20 protein-coding genes are annotated in these 21,863 nt (G+C 56.7%); 13 read left to right on the top strand and 7 right to left on the bottom strand.

Annotated elements, in window-relative coordinates:
• Positions 1–16: 16 nt before the first annotated feature.
• Together ubiB and ubiE are read right to left on the bottom strand one after the other, a co-directional pair.
• On the bottom strand, positions 17–1,546 hold the full coding sequence (gene ubiB / locus AC2FH9_RS16625; protein WP_496872275.1) for a 2-polyprenylphenol 6-hydroxylase: 1,530 nt from the start codon (positions 1,544–1,546) through the stop codon (positions 17–19).
• Positions 1,546–2,298, bottom strand: coding sequence for a bifunctional demethylmenaquinone methyltransferase/2-methoxy-6-polyprenyl-1,4-benzoquinol methylase UbiE (gene ubiE, locus AC2FH9_RS16620; protein ID WP_496872273.1), 753 nt, complete (start codon positions 2,296–2,298; stop codon positions 1,546–1,548). The genes ubiB and ubiE overlap by 1 nt, the downstream gene beginning before the upstream one ends.
• A gap of 86 nt (positions 2,299–2,384) precedes the next feature.
• Between ubiE and mutM the strand changes: the two genes are divergently transcribed.
• From mutM to recF, 6 genes are all read left to right on the top strand, one after another.
• Complete coding sequence (mutM, locus tag AC2FH9_RS16615; RefSeq protein WP_496872271.1) at positions 2,385–3,236, top strand: bifunctional DNA-formamidopyrimidine glycosylase/DNA-(apurinic or apyrimidinic site) lyase; 852 nt, start codon at positions 2,385–2,387, stop codon at positions 3,234–3,236.
• Between the two features lie 65 nt (positions 3,237–3,301).
• Positions 3,302–4,078 carry an acryloyl-CoA hydratase gene (gene acuK / locus AC2FH9_RS16610; protein WP_142638228.1) on the top strand — a complete coding sequence of 259 codons (777 nt, stop codon included), beginning with the start codon at positions 3,302–3,304 and terminating at the stop codon, positions 4,076–4,078.
• 227 nt (positions 4,079–4,305) lie between these two features.
• The gene (rpsT, locus tag AC2FH9_RS16605; RefSeq protein ID WP_281973595.1) at positions 4,306–4,569 is read left to right on the top strand and encodes a 30S ribosomal protein S20; all 264 of its coding nucleotides are present in this window, start codon (positions 4,306–4,308) and stop codon (positions 4,567–4,569) included.
• Positions 4,570–5,118: 549 nt separating this feature from the next.
• Positions 5,119–6,504 (top strand): chromosomal replication initiator protein DnaA, encoded by a 1,386-nt coding sequence (dnaA, locus tag AC2FH9_RS16600; protein ID WP_496750468.1) that lies wholly within the window; start codon positions 5,119–5,121, stop codon positions 6,502–6,504.
• Positions 6,505–6,731: 227 nt separating this feature from the next.
• Entirely contained in the window at positions 6,732–7,853 is a 1,122-nt protein-coding gene (dnaN, locus tag AC2FH9_RS16595; RefSeq protein WP_271950744.1) for a DNA polymerase III subunit beta, read from the top strand.
• Between the two features lie 39 nt (positions 7,854–7,892).
• A complete protein-coding gene (gene recF, locus AC2FH9_RS16590) occupies positions 7,893–8,987 on the top strand; it encodes a DNA replication/repair protein RecF (protein ID WP_282022490.1) in 1,095 nt (364 codons plus the stop codon).
• Here the strand turns inward: recF and AC2FH9_RS16585 are convergent.
• A complete protein-coding gene (locus AC2FH9_RS16585; RefSeq protein WP_496678606.1) occupies positions 8,984–9,550 on the bottom strand; it encodes a carboxymuconolactone decarboxylase family protein in 567 nt (188 codons plus the stop codon). The two genes, recF and AC2FH9_RS16585, sit on opposite strands and share 4 nt — an antisense overlap.
• A gap of 99 nt (positions 9,551–9,649) precedes the next feature.
• Between AC2FH9_RS16585 and AC2FH9_RS16580 the strand changes: the two genes are divergently transcribed.
• The 6 genes from AC2FH9_RS16580 (at position 9,650) to AC2FH9_RS16555 (ending at position 15,914) form a co-directional block, all read left to right on the top strand.
• Entirely contained in the window at positions 9,650–10,222 is a 573-nt protein-coding gene (locus tag AC2FH9_RS16580; RefSeq protein WP_496697438.1) for a TetR/AcrR family transcriptional regulator, read from the top strand.
• 101 nt (positions 10,223–10,323) lie between these two features.
• Positions 10,324–12,741, top strand: coding sequence for a DNA topoisomerase (ATP-hydrolyzing) subunit B (gene gyrB, locus AC2FH9_RS16575; protein ID WP_496872268.1), 2,418 nt, complete (start codon positions 10,324–10,326; stop codon positions 12,739–12,741).
• Between the two features lie 428 nt (positions 12,742–13,169).
• A complete protein-coding gene (locus tag AC2FH9_RS16570; protein ID WP_496750471.1) occupies positions 13,170–13,508 on the top strand; it encodes an ArsR/SmtB family transcription factor in 339 nt (112 codons plus the stop codon).
• Positions 13,501–13,992, top strand: coding sequence for an SRPBCC family protein (locus AC2FH9_RS16565; protein WP_496872265.1), 492 nt, complete (start codon positions 13,501–13,503; stop codon positions 13,990–13,992). Before AC2FH9_RS16570 ends, AC2FH9_RS16565 begins: the two co-directional genes overlap by 8 nt.
• 12 nt (positions 13,993–14,004) lie before the next feature.
• On the top strand, positions 14,005–14,580 hold the full coding sequence (locus AC2FH9_RS16560) for a dihydrofolate reductase family protein (RefSeq protein ID WP_496872263.1): 576 nt from the start codon (positions 14,005–14,007) through the stop codon (positions 14,578–14,580).
• A 779-nt stretch (positions 14,581–15,359) separates the two neighbouring features.
• Positions 15,360–15,914: a hypothetical protein gene (locus AC2FH9_RS16555; RefSeq protein WP_496872262.1), complete on the top strand. Its 555-nt coding sequence runs from the start codon at positions 15,360–15,362 to the stop codon at positions 15,912–15,914.
• A gap of 613 nt (positions 15,915–16,527) precedes the next feature.
• Here the strand turns inward: AC2FH9_RS16555 and AC2FH9_RS16550 are convergent.
• Complete coding sequence (locus AC2FH9_RS16550; RefSeq protein ID WP_281973847.1) at positions 16,528–17,106, bottom strand: tyrosine-type recombinase/integrase; 579 nt, start codon at positions 17,104–17,106, stop codon at positions 16,528–16,530.
• Positions 17,107–17,606: 500 nt separating this feature from the next.
• On the opposite strand from AC2FH9_RS16550, the gene AC2FH9_RS16545 reads away from it, so the two are divergent.
• The gene (locus AC2FH9_RS16545) at positions 17,607–18,662 is read left to right on the top strand and encodes a LacI family DNA-binding transcriptional regulator (RefSeq protein WP_496872261.1); all 1,056 of its coding nucleotides are present in this window, start codon (positions 17,607–17,609) and stop codon (positions 18,660–18,662) included.
• Here AC2FH9_RS16545 and AC2FH9_RS16540 read toward each other — a convergent pair whose 3' ends face one another.
• Genes AC2FH9_RS16540 through AC2FH9_RS16530 form a run of 3 tightly spaced genes read right to left on the bottom strand, consistent with a single transcriptional unit; the run spans position 18,663 to position 21,800 of the window.
• Positions 18,663–19,658, bottom strand: a complete 996-nt coding sequence (locus AC2FH9_RS16540) for a nuclear transport factor 2 family protein (protein ID WP_496750477.1) — start codon at positions 19,656–19,658, stop codon at positions 18,663–18,665. It abuts the gene before it with no gap.
• Positions 19,651–20,802, bottom strand: coding sequence for a nuclear transport factor 2 family protein (locus AC2FH9_RS16535; RefSeq protein ID WP_496872260.1), 1,152 nt, complete (start codon positions 20,800–20,802; stop codon positions 19,651–19,653). The genes AC2FH9_RS16540 and AC2FH9_RS16535 overlap by 8 nt, the downstream gene beginning before the upstream one ends.
• On the bottom strand, positions 20,799–21,800 hold the full coding sequence (locus tag AC2FH9_RS16530; RefSeq protein WP_281973843.1) for a nuclear transport factor 2 family protein: 1,002 nt from the start codon (positions 21,798–21,800) through the stop codon (positions 20,799–20,801). Before AC2FH9_RS16530 ends, AC2FH9_RS16535 begins: the two co-directional genes overlap by 4 nt.
• Positions 21,801–21,863 lie beyond the last annotated feature (63 nt).

Here is a 21,863-nt window from a genome sequence, read left to right as displayed (position 1 = left end):
GCGGGCGGGATTGGGTTTAGCTGAAGCTTGTCAGCAATAGGACGAGGGCCGCGCCGGTAGCGGCTCCAATGGTGGCGGGCAAGGCAACGGACCATAGGCGCGACCGGGTCGGCTCATCCTTTTGGGTTTGGGAAATCAATGCGTTTTCTACCAGTGCTGGAAGCCGCGGACCAAACCGGGCAAGAACCATTGCTGTTTTGCCAAGATCGCGAAGTGCGGCGCGGGGGCCGATGGATTGTTTGATGTAGTCTTCGACCACGGGCCGGGCGACTTCCCAGATGTTCATTTGTGGGTCGAGTGAGCGCGCGACGCCTTCGACCACGACCATTGTACGCTGAAGCAGGATCAGCTCGGTACGGGTTTCCATGCCGAAGCGTTCAGTGACTTCGAACAGATAGCTGAGCAACCGTCCCATTGAGATATGGGTGGCGTTCATTCCAAAGATCGGCTCTCCAACCGCGCGCAAGGCACGGGCAAATTCGTCGACATCCTGGTTGGCGGGGACATATCCGGCCTCGAAATGAACCTCGGCCACGCGCTTGTAGTCGCGGCGGATAAAGCCAAAGAGAATCTCGGCATAGACCCGGCGCGTGTATTCGTCGATATGGCCCATGATGCCATAGTCATAGGCAATGATATCGCTATTTGCCGCGACCTTCAGGTTACCCTGGTGCATGTCGGCATGGAAATAGCCGTCGCGCAGAGCATGCAGCAGGAACAGGCGCAGCACGCGTTCGGCCAGATCGCGGCGGTCATGACCGGCTGCATCCAGTGCGCCATTGTCGCCCAGCGGGATGCCATCTGCCCAGCTGAGAGTCATTACCCGACGCGCCGACAGGGACCAGACCACGGGGGGCAACCAGAATCCGGCATCGTCCTTGGTGTTAGCGGCATATTCCGAGGCAGCCGAGCTTTCCAGACGCAAGTCCAGCTCGCCACGCACGACGCCGTCGAAATGTTCGATCACTTCCATCGGGCGCAGGCGGCGCGCGCCGGGGGCGAAGAGTTGCACGATTCGGGCAGCAAAATAGAACGCATCAACATCCTTGCGGAAGGCACGTTCGATCCCCGGCCGCAAAACCTTGACGGCGACATCCTCGTCTGTGCTGACCAACTTGGCCTTGTGGACCTGGGCGATTGAGGCGGCCGCAATCGGTTCGCTGAACTCATCGAATATCTCGACGACGGGTTGACCAAGCTCTTTCTCGACCTCGGCCATGGCCTCGGCCTTGGAGAACGGGGGCAGTTTGTCCTGCAGCACGCGTAGCTGTTCTGCCAGTTCGTCTCCAACCACGTCGGGCCGCGTGGACAGAACCTGACCGAATTTTATATAGGCAGGTCCCAGGGCGGTGAGGGCACGGGTGGCTGGGGGCATCGACGGATCGCCTTTGTAACCCAGCCATTGAAAGGGTTTGCCCAGAGTGTGGGCCAGAACGCGCAGGGCACGTGGTGCTTCGAACGCGTCCAGGACGACATTCATGGCACCTGTCCGTTCCAGCGTCGCGCCGGTCCGGATCAAGCGGATGATATTGTGAGGGCCGCGCATCAGATTTTCCAGCCGGAATGCAGCGCGGCAATGCCCATGGTCAGGTTACGGTATTTCGCGTTGTCGAACCCGGCGGTGCGGACCATGTTCAGGAAAGTATCCTGATCCGGGAAATTACGGATCGATTCGACCAGATACTGATAGCTGTCATAATCATTGGCGATCAGTTTCCCCATGCGCGGGATGACATTGAAACTATAGAGGTCATAGAGTTTCTGCAGCCCGTCATTGGGCAACTGGCTGAACTCCAAAACCATCAGGCGGCCGCCGGGTTTCAATACGCGGTAGGCCTCGTTCAATGCCTCTTGCGGGCGAGTCACGTTTCGGATGCCGAAGGAGATCGTGTAGACGTCAAAGGTGTTATCCTCGAACGGCAGGGCCATCGCATCGCCCACCACCCAATTCAGACTGTCCGACATCTGATCCGCCTCGGCCCGCTGTCGGCCTTCGATCAGCATCGGCTCGGTCAGGTCCAAAACGGTGGCATGGCCACGGCCTGCGCGTTTCAGGAACCGGAACGAGATATCGCCGGTGCCCCCCGCAACATCCAGCAGGCGCTGACCCGGGCGTGGGGCCAGCCAATCCATCATCGCGTCTTTCCAGACCCGGTGAATGCCCATCGACATGACATCGTTCATCACATCGTATTTTGAGGCGACCGAGTTGAACACGCCCTGCACGCGCCCGGCCTTGTCGGCCTCACGCACGGTTTCGAACCCGAAATGAGTGGTCTTGTCGCTGTTGTCGGACATTTGCCTTGCCGTTTGTCGAATTTCGCCTCTGTTATAGGGCGATAAGAACCGGGCACAATGCGGCCCTTTGGAATAGGAGCCAGGAAATGCCCGAATTGCCCGAGGTCGAGACAGTAAGACGCGGCCTGTCCCCGGCGATGGAAGGTATCGTGATCGAACAGGCGGATGTAAATCGCCCCGATTTGCGCTGGCCGTTTCCTGACCGGATGGCCGAACGGCTGACCGGCCAGCGGGTCGATCGGTTGCGGCGGCGGTCCAAGTACATTCTAGCTGATCTTAGCAGTGGCGAAACGTTACTGATTCATCTGGGCATGTCCGGGCGGATGACGGTCTCGGGTGATCCGCTGGGCCAATTTGCGCATACCCATCCCATGCCCGAGAAACATGACCATGTGGTGTTTCACATGGCCAATGGTGCCCGGATCACCTTCAATGATCCACGTCGGTTTGGTGCGGTGGACCTGCTACCTACGGCAACCGCCGAGCATCATAAGTTGTTATCGGTCCTGGGACCAGAGCCTTTGGGCAATGATTTTCATGAACAGCATCTGATCGAAGCGTTCAAAGGCAAGAACACACCGGTCAAATCAGCGCTGTTGGATCAGGGAATCGTTGCAGGGCTGGGCAATATCTACGTCTGCGAAGCGCTGTATCGGGGTCGAGTGTCGCCACGTCGCAAAGCGGGACAGATTTCTTCAACCCGCGTTGCCGGGTTGGTTCCGATCATCCGTCAAGTGCTGCAGGAGGCGATCGAGGCAGGTGGATCGTCGCTGCGGGATTTCCGGCAAGCCGATGGAGAACTTGGATATTTTCAGCACAGCTTTGATGTCTACGGGCGCGAGGGTGCGCCCTGCCGGACAGGGGGTTGCGGGGCAGAAATCAAGAGAATCACCCAGTCCGGTCGCTCATCCTTCTATTGTGTGCAATGCCAAAGATAGCTTGATCCAAGTTTTTCGCGTGGTAAGGAATCGTACCTGAACGGAACAACCGGAAGCTTTAACTCATGGCTTTTGAGACGATCATCGTCGAAATCGAAGACCACGTCGCCCTCATCAAACTCAACCGCCCCGATGCGATGAATGCGCTGAACACTCAGTTGCTGGGTGAATTGTGCACCGCGTTGGAAGAGGCGGATGGAAACGACAAGGTACGCTGCGTCGTCATCACCGGCTCGGACAAGGCCTTTGCCGCAGGTGCGGACATCAAGGAAATGTCCGAGATGAGCTTTGTTGACGTCTTCACTGTCAACCTGTTTGCCGAGGCCAACGATCGAATCTCGGCCATCCGCAAACCTATCATTGCAGCAGTTGCGGGTTATGCGCTAGGCGGTGGCTGTGAATTGGCGATGCTGTGCGATTTCATCATTGCCGCCGATACTGCCAAGTTTGGCCAGCCTGAAATCAATCTGGGCGTTATTGCAGGGCTGGGCGGCAGCCAACGTCTGACCCGGTTCGTCGGCAAGTCAAAATCGATGGACATGAATCTGACCGGTCGCTTCATGGACGCGGAAGAGGCTGAACGTTCTGGTCTTGTCAGCCGGATTGTACCGGCCAAGAAGTTGATCGAAGAAGCCATTGGCGTGGCCCAGAAAATTGCCGAGAAATCGCAACTGTCGACCATGGCGGCAAAAGAGGCGGTCAACCGCAGCTATGAAGTGCCGTTGAGCGAAGGTATGTTGTTCGAGCGCCGGGTGTTCCATTCGATGTTCGCCACCGAGGACCAGAAAGAAGGCATGGCAGCCTTTCTGGAAAAACGCTCGGCTCAATTCCGGGACAAATAAACCGGCCACGAAATATGTATCGAACAGGCGGGCTGAGCCCGCCTTTTTCTTGCCCGCGGTTCAGCAGTGAAGAATCGGCTTGGCAAAGCCTGAAAACTTGGCTATGCACCGCCGCTATACATGCGCGTGCGGCCCGCTTGGCCCGACTCACACTCGTGATTCTGATCCGGTGCGGATATCCGTGGCGCGCTTACTACATAACCGTACCGAACAAAGGTCAGAGACACATGGCAAATTCGCCCCAGGCAAAAAAACGCGCTCGTCAGAACGAAAAGCGTTTCGCCGTTAACAAAGCGCGTCGTTCGCGTATCCGCACCTATCTGCGCAAAGTAGAAGAAGCAATCGCATCCGGTGACAAGGACGCAGCAACTGCTGCTCTGCGCGCAGCTCAGCCCGAACTGATGCGCGGCGTCACAAAGGGCGTCTTCCACAAGAACACAGCCTCCCGCAAAATGTCCCGCCTGTCGGCCCGCGTTAAATCGCTGGGCTGAGTCTTTATGTGACCTAGGGTCACGTAAGCATGGCTGAACTATTCCGAAGGGCGTCGCATATCGCGGCGCCCTTTTGCTGTTGCCAGAATACCGCGTCTTCACGTTGCCGAGAGATTCTTTCGCACAAAGACCCGAGTCAATATCAGAGTTTCGTTGCCGCAGACGTCGGCCTCTTGTTACCACTGATACAGCGATTCACTCGCTTGGGGGGACAGGCTGTTCCTGCGATTGTACTGACGGGCATCAGAGCGGTCGAGGAACGAATGTTGGCATCCGGATAAACCGGTTTGCTGATCTGCTGAGGGTCTTGGGGTAACCGAGGATCCGAGCCCTGTCTAAAGATAAGATTGCGAAGCGCAGGCCGCTTTTCGGGATATTCAGGTGCTGGATGTCACGAGTTTGGATTGTGCTGACTTTCAGGGACAAACCCGCCAAACTTCTGCGGTTTGGCGCAGGGTATCCTTTTGCGAGTGACATCGTGATCCGGGCGACCGGGGCTTAGTAATAAGGCCGACAGGCCAATAAAGAATGGGATGCGTGAGGCGCTTAATGACACAAGAGAAATGGGGACTACTGCGTAACAAACTGCTCAAGGCGATCGGAAAGAACAACTATACCACCTGGATCGAGCCTCTTGAATTCCAAGAGCTGCAGGACGGTGTAGCGGTGTTCTCGGTTCCGACGAACTTTATGGGCAATTATGTGAGCCAGAATTTTGCGGATCTTATCCTGTATGAGATGAACACCGCTGGAGAATCTGTACAGCGCCTCGCGTTCCGAGTGGCAGCGAACTCTCCGGTACGTCCTTCGAGCGACGTGGCAACTGCGCCTGCCCGCGTTCAGGAAGCGCATACGCCGACTCTATCCGCGACCGCGAATGATGCGTTGGAATCCCTGCAGGCGGCGCCGTTGGATTCTCGTTTCACGTTTGACAGCTTTGTGGTCGGCAAGCCCAACGAGCTGGCCCATGCCGCCGCGCGTCGTGTGTCCGAAGGTGGCCCCGTGACTTTTAACCCGCTGGTTCTGTATGGCGGTGTCGGCCTGGGTAAAACCCACCTGATGCATGCCATCGCCTGGGAATTAAAGACCAAACATCCCGAATTGAATGTTCTGTACCTGTCGGCGGAACAGTTCATGTACCGCTTTGTGCAGGCGCTGCGGGAACGCCGGATGATGGACTTCAAACACCTGTTCCGTTCGGTCGATGTGCTGATGGTTGATGACGTCCAGTTTATCGCTGGAAAGGATTCGACTCAGGAAGAGTTCTTTCACACCTTCAACGCGCTGGTAGACCAGAACAAACAGATCATCATCTCGGCCGACCGCGCTCCGGGCGAGATCAAGGACCTGGAGGACCGTGTGAAATCACGCCTGCAATGCGGTCTGGTCGTTGATCTGCATCCCACTGATTACGAACTGCGTCTGGGCATCCTGCAAACCAAGGTTCAGCAATACAGCCGCACCTATCCTGACGTGACTATCGTAGATGGGGTGCTGGAATTCCTGGCCCATCGCATCTCGACCAATGTGCGTGTTTTGGAAGGGGCCTTGACCCGGCTGTTTGCCTTTGCCTCGCTTGTCGGGCGCGAGATCGACATGGAGCTGACGCAGGATTGCCTGGCGGACGTGCTGCGCGCGTCAGAACGCAAGATTACCGTCGAAGAGATTCAGCGCAAAGTGTCAGAATATTACAATATCCGCCTTAGCGACATTATAGGCCCCAAGCGTTTGCGCTCCTATGCGCGCCCGCGTCAGGTGGCGATGTATCTGTGCAAACAGCTGACCAGCCGCTCTTTGCCCGAGATTGGCCGTCGGTTTGGCGGACGCGATCACACCACGGTCATGCATGGCGTCAAACGCATCGAAGAACTGAAGACAACCGATGGCCAAATCGCCGAAGACGTGGAAATGCTGCGTCGCGCGCTGGAAGCCTGAGTATCTTCTAGGCATTAAACAGGCGCCCCGGATCCTGATAGCCGGGGCGTTTTTTTGTGCGCAATAGTCCACGGTTGGCTATGAACTGTGACCGCAGGGTCACGCGCCTCTTGACCCTGCGGGCAAACCGACTCAGAAATCCATAAAAAATCCTTGTGCCTCAGGGCGGAGGCGCTAACGTGCCAGTCCCGCCCATTTTCGGCACGCAAGTCAGAGGAATTAAGGGTATGAAGATCAGCATCGAACGCGGCACCCTTCTCAAGGCCGTTTCCCAGGCCCAATCCGTCGTCGAACGACGCAACACGATCCCTATACTTGCTAATGTTCTGATCGAGGCCGAAGGCGATCAGGCCATGTTCCGCGCCACCGATCTGGATATCGAAGTGGTCGACAAGGCCCCTGCGCAGGTGGAAAAGGCCGGCGCCACCACGGTTGCCGCCACAACCCTGCACGAGATCGTGCGCAAGCTGCCCGATGGCGCGCTGGTCACCCTGACCGCCGACAGTGCGGCAGGTCGTCTGACGGTTGAAGCCGGGCGATCGAACTTCTCTCTGGCGACTCTGCCGAAAGAAGATTTCCCGGTTATGGCCTCATCGGAATACCAGTCGAACTTTACGGCTTCGGCAGCATTGCTGCGCCGTTTGTTCGACAAATCAAAATTCGCCATCTCAACCGAAGAGACGCGGTACTATCTGAATGGCGTCTATATGCATGTTTCAGATGGCTCCGAAGGCGGCAAGGTGCTGCGCTGTGTGGCCACCGATGGTCACCGTCTGGCGCGCATTGACGCAGACCTTCCGGATGGGGCTGCGGACATGCCCGGCGTGATCGTGCCGCGCAAAACCGTGGGTGAGATGCGCAAGCTGTTGGACGATGACGAGATGGATATCGCCGTTTCCGTCAGCGAAACCAAGGTGCGTTTCGCAACGCCGGATATCACGCTGACCTCGAAGGTGATCGACGGCACATTCCCCGACTACACACGGGTCATCCCGCAGGGCAATACGCGGCAACTGGAAGTGGATGCGGCTGAGTTTGCGCAGGCCGTCGACCGGGTTGCGACGGTCTCGTCGGAACGTTCGCGCGCGGTCAAGCTACAGCTGGACACGGATAAGTTGGTTCTTTCGGTCAATGCCCCGGACAGCGGTGCCGCCGAAGAAGAGCTGGCCGTCGCATATTCAGATGAACGGCTCGAGATCGGTTTCAACGCAAAATACCTGCTGGAAATTGCTTCTCAGGTAGATCGCGAAAACGCGGTGTTCCTGTTCAACTCCGCTGGTGATCCGACCCTGATGCGCGAAGGCAATGACCTGAGCGCGGTCTATGTGGTCATGCCGATGCGTGTCTGATCGGCTTTGGGGGCTGATCGCTGAGGAAAGAGAGGGGTCATGACCTTGGCCCTGACCGAACTGACGGTCTCGCATTTTCGCTCTCACAAACTGGCGCGTTTGTCGCTGGATGGCCGTCCGGTTGCCATTCACGGACCTAACGGCGCGGGTAAGACCAATATCCTTGAAGCTGTTTCGATGTTTTCACCCGGCCGCGGCATGCGGCGGGCCAGTGCAGCCGAGATGACGCGTCGGCCCGAGGCGCTGGGCTGGAAGCTGTCCGGTCTGCTGCAAGCGCAGGGCCAGAGCTATGAGATCGAGACTTGGTCCGAAGCTGGCGCAGCGCGGCAGGTTCGGATAGATGGCAAATCCGCCAGTCAGATCGATCTGGGCAAGCTGGCGCGGGTCGTCTGGCTGATCCCGTCGATGGACCGGCTGTGGATTGAAGGCGCCGAGGGGCGGCGGCGGTTTCTGGATCGCATCGCGCTCAGCTTTGATCCTGCCCACGCCGAAGCCTCACTGATTTATGAAAAATCCATGCGCGAACGCAACCGGCTGCTGAAAGAACAGGTGCGCGATGCCCATTGGTACGCCGCGCTCGAGGGGCAGATGGCCGAAACCGGGCATCGCATCCATGTGGCGCGCATGGCCGCTCTGGATCATCTGCGCACAGCACAGGATCAGGCCGAAACGGGTTTTCCATCGGCTGATCTTGAGCTGGTTCAAACCGAAGGTGCGATGCCGGAAACGGCGGATGATCTGCGTGAGGCGCTGAATGAAAGCCGCTTTCGCGATCTGGCGGCGGGGCGCACACTGGTCGGGCCACACCGGTCTGACCTGTACGGCGTCTTTGCCGCCAAGGGCGTTCCGGCCAAGGATTGCTCGACCGGTGAGCAAAAGGCGCTGCTGGTCTCGCTGATCCTGTCCAACGCGCGCGCTTTGGCCGGGATGATCGGGGCACCGCCGATTGTGTTGCTGGATGAGGTCGCGGCCCATCTGGATGCCGGGCGCCGCGCCGCGCTCTATGATGAGATTTGCGCGCTGGGCGCTCAGGCCTGGATGACGGGCACAGGGCCTGAGCTGTTTTCGGAATTAGGGGACCGGGCCCAGACCCTGGTTGTCACCGAAGACGATGAGGGCTCGGTCGTCGATTAGGCCGGTTCGCTGACCTTACGTTCCCACAAGAAGCCGCGCATTACTTCGTCAACTGGGGTTTGTGCCATGTGGTTGACGTAGTTCGACATGGTTTTCTGCGCCAGGCCCAGCACCACGTCCAATACGGCGCGGTGCGAATAGCCAGCGTCAAAGAAGGCTTGCAGCTGCGCCTCGGTCGGATTGCCGCGGGTCTGCATCATCTGCAGCGTAAACGTCCGCAGCGCCTCAAGCTTGGCATTCGGCAGCGCGGTTTCGTTGCGCAGCGCCTCGGTGATGTCATCCGATACCTTCATCATCTTGGCGATACCTGTGTGGGCGGGCACGCAATAGTGGCACTCGTTTTCCACATTGATGGTCTGCCAGACAACGGTTTTTTCGTCATTGTCGAAATCGGTCTGCATGAAGAGACCGTGCAGAACCTGATAGCCTTCCAGATGCTGCGGGCTTTCGGCCATCACCTTATGCAGGCCGGGCAGGCGGCCAAACGCGGCCTGAGATTTTTCCAGCAAAGGTTTGGATGCTTCGGGCGCGGTGGTCAGGTCGTGGGATGGGAAATCGGCCATGTGGATGCTCCATTTTTTGATGTCTGAGTTGGAAATAGTCTTTCTTGAGTGATCACTCAAGTATATATTTGAGTGACCGTTCAAGAATTGGTGATGTCGATGCCCCGCAAACCTACCTATGACCGAGACGCGCTGATCGCGCAGGCCCGCGACATATTCTGGCGCCATGGCTGGGCCGGGACGTCGTTGAAGGATCTGGAGCGCGAGCTGAAGTTGAAACCGGGCAGTTTCTATGCGGCCTTTGGGTCGAAAGACGCGCTTTATGCGCTGGCGCTGGAACGTTACACGCAGGACGGTGTAGCGCGGCTGACAGCGCTGGCAGAAGACATCGGGCCGCTGGCCGCGTTAAAGACGCAGCCGCAGATTGTGATCGATTCCAGCCAAACGCCGGTGCAGGCCTGTATGCTCGCCAAGACCTTTGCCGAATTGCAGGCCAGGGATCACCAGCTAGCGCAGAAAGCCAGCCGGCATATGGCTGAGATGAAGCAATGTTTTGCAACGCTGTTTAGACAGGCGCAACAGGCCCGAGAGATCGGTCCTGACCACGATCCAGAGCGGCTTGCGGCGCGCTATCAATCCGACCTGTTGGGCCTGCGATTGTCCGCTGAACGCAGCGACGTCAACGCCAAGGAAATCGCCGCAGATATCGCCGCAGACCTCGATCAGCTTTGATCGGCTGAAAATCCAAACTCTGGCACAAAATATTGGGGGATCGCGTGACATTCCCCACCAGAGAACGTATAAGTTTCCAAAATAATATAGGTACTAACGGCATGTCCGAAGACGCACAGGCACCGCAAGAATACGGCGCGGATTCAATCAAGGTTCTCAAAGGCTTAGAGGCAGTTCGAAAGCGCCCAGGCATGTATATCGGCGACACCGATGACGGCTCGGGTCTGCACCATATGGTGTATGAGGTTGTCGACAACGGAATTGACGAAGCTCTGGCCGGTCATGCCGACCATGTGACAGTGAAAATTCACGCCGATTCCAGCGTCTCAGTCAGCGACAACGGTCGCGGGATTCCGGTGGATATCCATCCCGAAGAAGGCGTGTCCGCCGCCGAGGTCATCATGACTCAGCTGCATGCGGGAGGTAAGTTCGACAGCAACTCGTACAAAGTGTCTGGTGGTCTGCACGGCGTGGGCGTTTCGGTTGTGAATGCGCTGTCCAACTGGTTGGAACTGCGCGTCTGGCGCAAGGGCAAAGAACATGTTGCCCGGTTCGAAGGGGGCGAAACCGTCGAGCATCTGAAAGTGGTCGGCGAATGTGGTGACCGTACGGGGACCGAGGTGCGCTTTCTGGCCTCGACTGATACGTTCTCGAACCTCGAATACTCGTTCGAGACGCTGGAAAAGCGCCTGCGCGAGCTTGCCTTCCTGAATTCGGGTGTGCGGATCATCCTGGTCGACGAACGCCCCGCAGAACGGCTGGAAACCGAGCTGTTTTATGAGGGCGGCGTGAAGGAATTCGTCAAATACCTCGACCGGTCAAAGTCGTCTGCCATGCCCGAGCCGATCTATATCAAGGGTGAGCGGGACGATATCGGTGTCGAAATCGCGATGTGGTGGAATGACAGCTATCACGAGTCGGTTCTTCCCTTTACCAACAACATACCTCAGCGCGATGGCGGTACTCATATTGCGGGTTTCCGGGGTGCGCTGACCCGCACGATCAACAACTATGCCCAATCTAGCGGCATTGCGAAAAGGGAAAAGGTCAGCTTTACCGGCGATGACGCGCGCGAGGGCCTGACCTGCGTGTTGTCGGTCAAAGTACCGGATCCAAAGTTTTCCTCACAGACCAAAGACAAGCTGGTCAGTTCCGAGGTCCGCCCTGCGGTCGAAGGGATGGTGAACGAGAAGCTGGCTGAATGGTTTGAGGAAAACCCAAATGAAGCCAAAATCATCGTGGGCAAAATCATCGAGGCTGCTCTGGCCCGTGAAGCCGCACGAAAAGCCCGTGAACTGACCCGCCGCAAAACGGCGATGGATGTGAACTATCTGGCTGGCAAGCTGAAGGATTGTTCCGAGAAGGACCCGTCAAAGACCGAAGTTTTCCTGGTCGAGGGGGACTCGGCTGGCGGCTCGGCTCAGACAGGTCGGGATCGTTTGACACAGGCCGTGTTGCCGCTGCGTGGGAAAATCCTGAACGTGGAGCGTGCACGGTTCGACCGGATGCTGTCGAGCCAGGAAATCGGTAATCTGGTAATGGCGCTGGGCACGGGCATTGGCCGCGATGAGTTCAATATCGAAAAGCTGCGCTACCACAAGATCGTTATCATGACGGATGCGGATGTGGATGGCGCACATATCCGGACGCTGTTGTTGACCTTCTTCTTCCGGCAGATGCCAGATCTGATCGAGGGCGGATACCTGTATATCGCGCAGCCGCCGCTTTATAAGGTCGCGCGCGGTAAGTCCGAGGTGTATCTGAAAGATCAGGCGGCACTGGATGACTACCTGATCAATCAGGGCGTCGAGGGTGCGGTGCTGAAACTGGGTTCGGGCGAGGAATTGACCGGCCAGGACTTGGCGCGCGTGGTTGACGAAGCGCGCCAGCTGAAACGCGTTCTGGATGCATTCCCGACGCACTATCCGCGTCACATTCTGGAACAGGCCGCCGTGGCCGGTGCCTTTGTCCCCGGTGCAGTTGATGCCGATCTGCAAGGCGTGGCCGACAAGGTCGCAGCCCGTCTTGACCTGATCGCATTGGAATACGAACGTGGCTGGCAGGGTCGGATCACGCAGGATCACGGCATCCGCCTGGCTCGTATCCTGCGCGGCGTTGAAGAGGTGCGTACGCTGGATGGCCCGATGCTGCGCTCGGGCGAAGCGCGCAAGACCGGCAGTTTTACCCAAAGCCTGCAGGAGATCTATAACACATCCGCAACCCTGATCCGCCGCGACCGGTCGCAGGCCATCCACGGTCCGCTGGACCTGTTGCGTGCCATTCTGGAAGAGGGTGAAAAGGGCCTGTCCCTGCAGCGCTATAAGGGACTGGGCGAGATGAACCCAGATCAGCTGTGGGAAACCACGTTGGACCCGGATGCAAGGACGCTGTTGCAGGTACGGGTGAATGATATGCTCGAAGCTGATGACCTGTTTACTAAATTGATGGGCGATGTCGTGGAACCGCGCCGTGAATTCATACAGAAAAATGCTCTGAGCGTCGAAAACCTGGACTTCTGAATTTTTGTATGTGCGCCCAAAGATTTGCATTTTTGGCCCAAAACTCTGGGCGCATTAACCTTCAACTTTCTTAGTTCGAGGTTCCATATCTTCGGGTCTCATTCTTTGCTTGTTTCGCGCCATCGCCGTATTGCCGGGGAAGGTTTTCGGATGGCCGCTTCCAGCTTGAAGCAGACTTTCAAAACTAGACTTTGCAGTTTCCGAGATGCGGGACGAAGCCGCCATAGGCACCATCGCAAGCAATGACGGTTGTCAGCCCAATGTGGGCTTGGTCGATCCGCAAGCAGGGAGGCGAGCAGGCATAGGCGCTGGCAACTACCTTGGTCTGATTTACAGGTAAGCCGCGCAAAAGCGGCGAATGCGAACACGTATTTGCAGAACCCTATTATACCAGTTGATTAATTAACAAAATGGTATAATATGTCACCATGACAGGTGATGAACAACTTGATGCAGCTTTTTCCGCACTGGCCCACCCGACGAGGCGCGCGATTCTGGCCCGATTGGCCAAAGGCACAGCGACTGTGAACGAGCTTGCAGAACCCTTCGATGCGACCTTACCCGCGATTTCCAAACATATCCGGGTACTGGAGGCTGCTGGCTTGGTCTTACGTGGCAAGGATGCTCAGTTCCGCCCTTGTGCTTTGGACACAAAACCGCTGGAGGCCGTTGCAGGCTGGACCGACCAATACCGTTTCATCTGGGAAGCTCGGTTCGACGCAATGGACAGAATTCTGAATGGAATGAAGGAAACACCAGATGAATGACGAGAAGAAATGGGTAAAGATCGAGCGAGAATTTGACGCCCCGATTGGCACCATCTGGGACATGTGGACTGACCCGGCGCTGTTTAGTGCATGGTATGGACCCCGTGGCATGTCGGTTCCAGTAGCCGAAATGGACGTGGTTGTTGGCGGCACGCGTAAGGTTTGCATGGAAATGACGTCCGCCGAGCGACCCATGAAAATGTGGTTCACGGGAGTGTACAAAGAAGTCACCCGTCCGCATCGCCTCGTCTATACGGAGAGTATGTGTGATGAGGATGGCACCCTTATCACACCTCAGTCCATGGGCATGCCTGGTGACTTTCCTGACATCACCGAGATCATTGTTGAACTCTCTGAAGTGAATGGCAAAACCTTAATGACCATGGTCCACATCGGTGTTGAGGCGGACACGGCAGGTGCCGGTGGCTGGAATCAGGCCTTTGACAAGCTCGCTGAGTACCTTTCTGCAAGAGAAGCTAGCTGACAGGTCGGACACATGCGACAGCTTGCCATTCTGACATTCGTGACGCTCGATGGCGTGATGCAATCCCCGAGTATGCCAGAAGAAGATCCGTCGGAAGGATTTGAACACGGTGGCTGGGCCGCGCCGTATTGGGACGGCGTGATGCAACAAGTCGAGCGTCACGCCATGTCCGAACCATATGACATGGTTTTTGGTCGCAACACCTACGACATCTTCGCGGGCCATTGGCCGGGTGCACCAAAGTCCGCTCTTTCAGACCGAATGAATGGCGCCAGGAAATACGTCGTTACTTCGCAGCCTGACAGTTTGCGCTGGGAAAACTCGCACCCGATCAACGATGACGTTATCGGCGAAATCTCGGCTTTGAAGGCGAGGGATGGGCCTCTTTTACAGGTGCATGGCAGTGCCCGGCTGATACAAACGCTTCTGGCCCATAGTCTTATCGACGAGTTCCGCTTGTTGGTTTTCCCTGTGGTTGTCGGTAGCGGAAAGCGTCTTTTCCAGAACGGCAGCCCATCATGCCAACTAGAGCTCACTAGATTTGAACACTGCGGAAATGGTGCAACGATGCAGTTCTACCGGCCCTAAAGTGATCACTCTATCTCCACATAGCAGCCGTGAAACTGGGCTTGTTGCCACCATGCTATACGCTCAGCTCAATTGATTGTTCGCAGCCCAAAGAAGCCATTGGTCGCGGCTGCAAAGAACGACAGAAGTACACTAAGTGCACCAAGATCAACGTGCTTTCTTGATCTTTATCTTGTCAAGTTTCGCTCTGCTCTTGGTCGATTCCTCAGAGCGTGTGAGAGCTTTGGCTATGGCTTTCAAGCCCATGCCCTTTGACACCAGTAGGTGCAATTTTTGAATTTCTTCTTGTGTCCAAGCTTGAAGGTGGCGCTCAAAACGTTCTGGTATGGTTTTCGTCTACCTTATTAATGTGCCTGATCTGTCATAAAGCATGGTCATCGTGTTGGTGCCAGCTCAAGGGCAATCACGAGTATTTTCAAGAAGCAGGGTTGATGCCAAACGCGACAAATGACGGCACCCATCCCGATGCGAATATTCCACCGTCATCCTACCTCGGATAAAACAGACGTTCCTCCAAGGATCAGAGTTGGTGGAGTCGGCCACCAAGCAGACCTTCGCTGCTAGCGCAGCACTAGGACTCAGTGACGGCAGCAATGCACAGGAAGCGGATTTTTAATCTAAGATGCAGTGTTTTTGTCTTAGACAGCAGCTATGCGGACAAAGCGCCATTTCGCTGCGCTCGCAAGAAATTCCGCAATGCAGCGAAATGATGGGTTGTCTCGGTGGCCGTCCTGGGGCTATGGAATCTTGAAAAGACCTCGCCATCGTTGGGAAATACCGTGAACATCGCACGAAAGAGTATAGTTTTTGTTGTGTTCTCTTCCGCGATTCAATGCGGCATACAAACAGCCTGGGCGGCACCTAATGAAAGTGTCCCTTTTCAAATCAGCGCAAATTGGCAATCTGATCACCAACCTCACAAGGAAAGGCGTAGACGGTCCGGTGATGATCGGGATCGCGCCGATGAGCGCGACGTTGGCGTAAATTCAAGCGACCGTCAGTTTGACAGGGATACGCGCACCTTGCATAATCAGGTTAGGTCAGCAGCGCGCAGTATTGAAGCCGCCTTGAATGGTGACGTTGCAGTTTCAGCTCAGTCCCTTCATGAGGAACTGACGGCACTAAGTAACACCGTTTCCGATTATCTTGAAAAACATGGTCCGAGACTGCCAGTCAAAGCCAGAGCTAAGGCTCAGCAAACACTTGCCGAACTGAACACATCCATAGAGGGGAGTTGGAGTGGAATTCAGGTCGCAGTCATGTGGATTGTTCAGAATTCAGTCGGGGCTCTTGATGTAATTATTCAGGAGTTTCGAGCAAATCACGGTCAGTGAGTACCAAACATCAAGGCAAAACAGATGAGTTTTGATAGGCGGAGCGCCGACTTCTTGCCGTGCTTTTGTGAGTGATGGTGGACTGCAATTTACAGCGCCTTCCTTGCGCTGCGGTCTTGATAACAGCCGTTTGTGCGCGACGCGGCATCGAGTAATTTTGGGCTCGAACCGGTCATCTAACGGTTTCAGTTGGTCATCGGGTCGGTTCAGACGGCATCAAGGTCGGCCTAGCGGGACTTTCCGGTCGTTCACTTATCGGGCTTCGCTGATGCAGCATTCGTTCGCACGCGCGGCACGTTCATCGTTGTGTCGCAGCGGATGTCGCCAGACCGGTCGTTCAGGGCCCCCGATTGTGCCTGACCCAAGACCGATCTTTCGCCGCACGCTACGCCAATATGAAAGATGCGGACAAACCGGACTTGTGCAGTCGCAGCTATTGCAGACGCAGAAGTACCTCGCATCTGCGGCATGGCTATCACTGTTTTGCAACTCATATCGCCGAAGTCGCCGTTTATCGCGTTATGAGATGGCGAACGGCAGAACCGCTCGCCAAGGTAGGTCATATGTCGATGCGCTCGGCTATGCTCAGAGCATCTTCCAATTCGACACCAAGTTAATGCATCGTGCTGTCGACTTTGGTGTGGCCAAGGAGCAGTTGCGCCGCGCGAAGGTTGCCCGTCTTACGATAGATCTCGGCCGCCTTTGTGCGGCGGAGCGAGTGTAAACCGTATCCACTCGGCTCCAGCCCGATCGCCTTCACCCAGTCGCGAATAAGCCGTGCGTACTGACGCGTCGAGATGTGTGGTCGGTCGTGAAACCGGCTTGGAAACATGAACAGGCAAGCAAGCATCTCTGGAGTTCTGACCCAGGCCAGAACGGTTTTTCGCGTGTTTTCCGACAGTTCAAATTGAACGGGTCGCTTGGTTTTGCTCTGGATCACCGAAACACGTTCCCGGACGCGATGGTTTTTGATAAGATCAGGCACGGTTAGCTTGACCAGATCACAGCCTCGAAGCTTGCTGTCGATGGCGACGTTGAACAAAGTCAGGTCGCGCAGATTGCCTGCAAGCTCGAATCGAGCACGGATCGCCCAAACCTGTTTTGGCAGCAGTGGACGTTTCTGTCCGATGATGCGCCCTTTGTTCCAGGCTTTGCACATGGGGGTAACTGCGGGAAGTTGGACTCTTGGCATGATTTGCCCTCCGATCCTCCCTCCACGCCCCGTCATCAGCACCGTGCTGACTGGGCGATTGTGCAAGCAGGGCTGAGCGCCCGTTTAGGGCAGCCACTCAAATGGGCATCTTCTGCGAGCGCTTTCGGCGGCTTGGAGGTCCAAGGGCGAACTGCGCCGATGGCCTCGAAACGCATAAGCCGACATTGTGGATGTTGAAGACGGGCCTTGGCCGCCATGGCGATGACAGGCAATGCAGCAGCGTGTGTCGCGGATACGGTCGCCGCAGAATGTCATGTCTGCAGGACACCCAATGGTTTGAGGATGTGCAGCGTCAAGACGAAACGAAACCTCTGCCGCTTAGAACGACTGAAATGAGCGGACGTCGAGACGGGTTGAAGGCTTCAAAACATACTGCCTATCCGTCAATTGACCTGGGTCATTCGGTAGAGATAGGATCGTGTAAAGCCTTCCGGCCCACGCAGAAAATATCCTCGGATTCTCCGTTGATTACGGGGCAAATGGAACAAAAAATTCGGGGCATCTGGAACATGGCCAGGAAGAATTCAGTAACTTCGGTCGACGTCGCCAAACGGGCGGGCGTGTCGCAATCAGCCGTGAGCCGCGCCTTCTCTCGTGTACCCACTCAGTCCGGCGTATCGGCGGAAGCGAAGAAGAGAATCTTCGATGCGGCCAAGGAGTTGGGCTATAGGCCAAATGCTCTTGCCCGGTCGATGATCACTGGGCGCTCGAAGATCATCGCCTTGCTGTTCAGCTATCTGGACAATCAATTCTATGCGCTGGCACTGGAAAAGCTCTGTATCGAATTGCAGAAGAACGGCTATCACGCGATGGTTTTCATGATGCCGGAAACCGCAGTCGGGGTCGAAGAGACGGTATCCGAATTGCTGGAATACAAGGTTGACGGGATTATCACCGCATCGGTCGAACTGTCTTCGTCGCTTTGCAAGCATTGCCAGGATCAAGGTATCTCAGTCGTTATGTTCAACCGGATAAAGGCTGAGGAAGGTGTGTCTTGCGTGTCGTCAGACAATGTCCTGGGCGGACGCTTGGCAGCGCGCTATCTCATTGAAACTGGACACCAGAAGATTGCGTTGCTGTCCGGTTGGGCGGAATCTTCGACCGGGCGCGACCGCCAATTGGGATTTGAGCAAGAGCTGTCGGATCAGGGACACAGCCTGTTTGATCATGCTGCCGGGCATTTTGATCTGGCTGAGACGCGCTCTGCTGCCCTCAAACTTTTGGACAGACCAGCGTCAAAGCGGCCAGATGCGATCTTCATCGCCAACGACTACATGGCGATCGAAGCACTCGGCGTAATTCGCAGCGAGTTGAAACTCACGGTGCCGCAAGACGTGTCGATTGTCGGCTTTGACGACATTCCAATGGCGGCATTGCCTGAGTATGATCTGACGACATTGCGCCAGCCGATCAACCGGATGATCGACCAATCCGTCTCGCTGATGCTAGCTGCGATAGCCGGAAACGACACAGCAGGTAACGTGAGCATCGTGCCAGAACTGGTCGAGCGCGGCACCGTGGCAAACAGAACCTGATCAGCTTTCGCGCCCAAGCTCTGCCAGAATGTCCACTCCTTGCATGGCCATGAAATGTGGGATGTCGATGAAGATCCAGTTCTCGGCCAGTTTTTCGCCATCGCGGCGGTAGAGATCCACGATCCGCATGTCGGCTTCGACTTCGCCAGGCGGTAGACCAAGAAACCCACCCTTCGACCGTAGGGATAGGCTGGGATAGCCGAAGAACCCGCCGTAGTTGCCCTCGCCCAAACGCGCGACATGTTCGGTGTGGCGAACGTATTCCAGACCCTCCTCGAACGGCCCTGAGTGGCCGCGCCGATAACCATCGAAGAATGCGCTGGCGCCGATGCCGCCGGGGCCGAACCAGCACATATTGGGCGTCCAGAAACGGGTCATGTGCTCTTCGGGCGAGCCAACTTTGTTCGCGCGCAAATCGGTTACCATGTCAGAGATCAGACCGACACTCGCCCGGCCTTCGGTTTCCGAATGCGCATCGTACAATAGGCCATCATGCGTCGCAGGTCCAGGCGTCAACAGGACCGATCCGGTTGTGCCCGCGCTTGGATGACGTCCCGATTGCGCCAAAAGGTTCAGGATATCGACGTAGCAGGCGGTTTCGACGATCTTTTCCTTCTCAATGCGGTGAAATTCGCAATAGCGCAGAAACGAAAGCTTGCGGGAGGGTGCGAGCCCGATCCAGGACTGATCCCATGTGCCCATCAGATGCCCCATTTCGACAACCCAGACCGAGGAAAACCCGTCAAGTTCGTTCCGTCCGGCAAAGAAAATGTCCGGCCGCCGTTGCAATGGCCCCATGGCCTGTTTCAACGGCCGCCAGAAGACGTCAGCAACCTGTTCCGGACCGGTCTGCTCATGAAACGGGTACATGCCGCGCCACGCAAGATTGGCGGCGAAATGAGGTGTCATCGCCTCGGAAACACTTTCAGTGCCTGCCGCATCAATAGCCGCATTGGCGGAGCGGACAAGCGCCTTGGCGTCCTGATAATCAGCCATCGCGGCGGGCCTTGGCGATCTGGATCATCAGGTCCAACTCGTTGAAAAGCTGCCATTCCTGCTGAACCACACCATCCTTGACGCGCTGTTGCGTGATGCCCCAAATCTGGCATTTCTGCCCCGTGGGGTCTCGGTAGAGAGTACGGCCGGTATGGGTGGCATCGGCGCTCCAACGGGTTGAGATCAGATAACCGTCGTCATCGTTGCCCATCCAGTAGACCTCGTCGACATGGTGTTTCATGTCAGGGAAGGCTTCACGCAATTCGGCGATGTAGGCGCGATAAGCGTCCCGCCCGAAAAACTTGCGATCGGTTGTCCCTTCGAATGACACATCGGCGGCATAGCATTCATCCAGTGCCGCCCCATCGCCATTCCAAAGGCTGTCATGGATGGCTCTAGCAAAAGCATCGGGGTCGAACCCCTCAACAGGTTCGCCAACGCACAACGGGCGCTCAGGACGCACACCGGACCGCAGATCGGCCCAAGTTTCGGCGCTGCGCGGCCAGCCGGGGAAAGGATCGGCGGCCAGCCTGTCCGCCTCTTCCCAAAGATCAAGGCCCAGCTGCTTGAGCATGGCGGATGTGTTGTAAAGCACGTGCTCAAGAAAAATGTCGTTGCCAAGTGCCACACAGTTGGCAATGACCATGACGTCGACCTCAGCTCCGGCCGGGTCGCCGTATTTGCTCGGTCCGGTGTTCTTGCCCTTGATGCGCGTCAGGTGTGAAGTGTGAAATCCGATAGTGTCATCGCCAGCCCAGATCACCTCTTCCGCGTTAAGGATAATGTCGGGGATTGCGCCGGTCGTGTGGTGCGTGTCGCCGACGATCTTGGCGTTGCCGTGCTGCAGACCATAGTCGTCATAGACAAGGCTATCGTCGGAGTAACACGCTTCGATATATTCGACTTCACGGGCCTCGGTTTCCCAGATGCGATAGGTGATGCGGACGATATAGTCGACGATGTTGCGGTACTCGGGATCGAACCCGCCAAGCGACTGCGACGGCCCGAGATAGGGCGGGATACGGTGCGCCCCGCCCTTGGTGTAGTTCTTGAGAGATATGTCGAACGACGTGGGCATGTGACCCCGCGACAAGGCGGCGGCCGGATGATGCGACTTCGAGCGATCGGGCATGAATTGGGTCATTCGGTCTCTCCAGTATTGGCCAAAAGATCAACGCCCTGTTCGGCAAGGAAATGCAGGATGTCGATGAATATCCAGTTTTCGGCGAGCTTGTCGCCGTCGCGGCGATAAAGGTCCACGACGCGCATTTCGGCAGCCACGTCATTGGCAGGCGCGCCGAGGTAATCGCCGGTGTTGCGAAGGGTCAGGCAAGGCCACCACATGAAGGCGGCAATGTTGCCTTCGGCCAGTGCAAGTTCCCAATCGTGGATCTTCACCACGTCTTGCTTTGCTTCGAAAGGCAGGGTGTGTCCGCGTTGGTAGCCGGGAATAGAGAGGCTGGCTCCGATGCCGGCCGGGCCGAACCAGTTCATGTCCGCGTTCCAGAACCGGACCAGATGATCGCCGGGCGACGTATAGCTCAGCGCCAGATCGGTCAGCATGGCGTGGGTCAGATCATAGGTGTTCTGGGTCAGGTCCCCGGGCTGGGGGTCATGCAGAAGCCCGTCGTGTGTCATTGGTCCCGGCGACATCATCATACCCCCGGTCTGTTGTTTCGCCAGTGGGTTCCGGCCTGCCTGGCTCAAGACTGCGAGAATATCCAGAAACTCTACCGTTTCGACAATGGCTCCGTCCTGGACCCGAGACATCGTCGCGTAGGGCAGATAGGTGGTTTTTCCGGTGGCGGACATGCCCAGCCAGTCGTCCGTAAAATCGCACAGGAAATTGCCCATTTCAACAACCCAGGTGCCGGCACCCGGGTCAAGATCGGCATGACTGGCGAAAAAGATATCGGGGCGCCGCTGGATGGCGGACATGGCATTCTTCAGCGGTGTCCAGACGGTGTCGGCCAATGCTTCGGGCCCTTCGACATCGTAAAACGGGCGCATACCGCGGTAGGTGTGCTCAGGGGACAGGTACTCTGCGCAAGCAGCAGCGGTTTCGGCCCCGGGGGCGCCTTTGTCACGGGCGGTGAAGTACGCTTGAACAAGCGACTTGGCGGATTGCAGGTCTACTGACATGGATCTTCCTTGATCTAGAGGTGACGGTTGGGTTGCGGCGTTGCGTTAACGGCGCGACACACC

The organism is Ruegeria sp. CDSC081, assembly GCF_059610485.1.
Note: the sequence above shows the minus strand (reverse complement) of the source record. Positions and strands in the feature narration are given on the sequence as shown.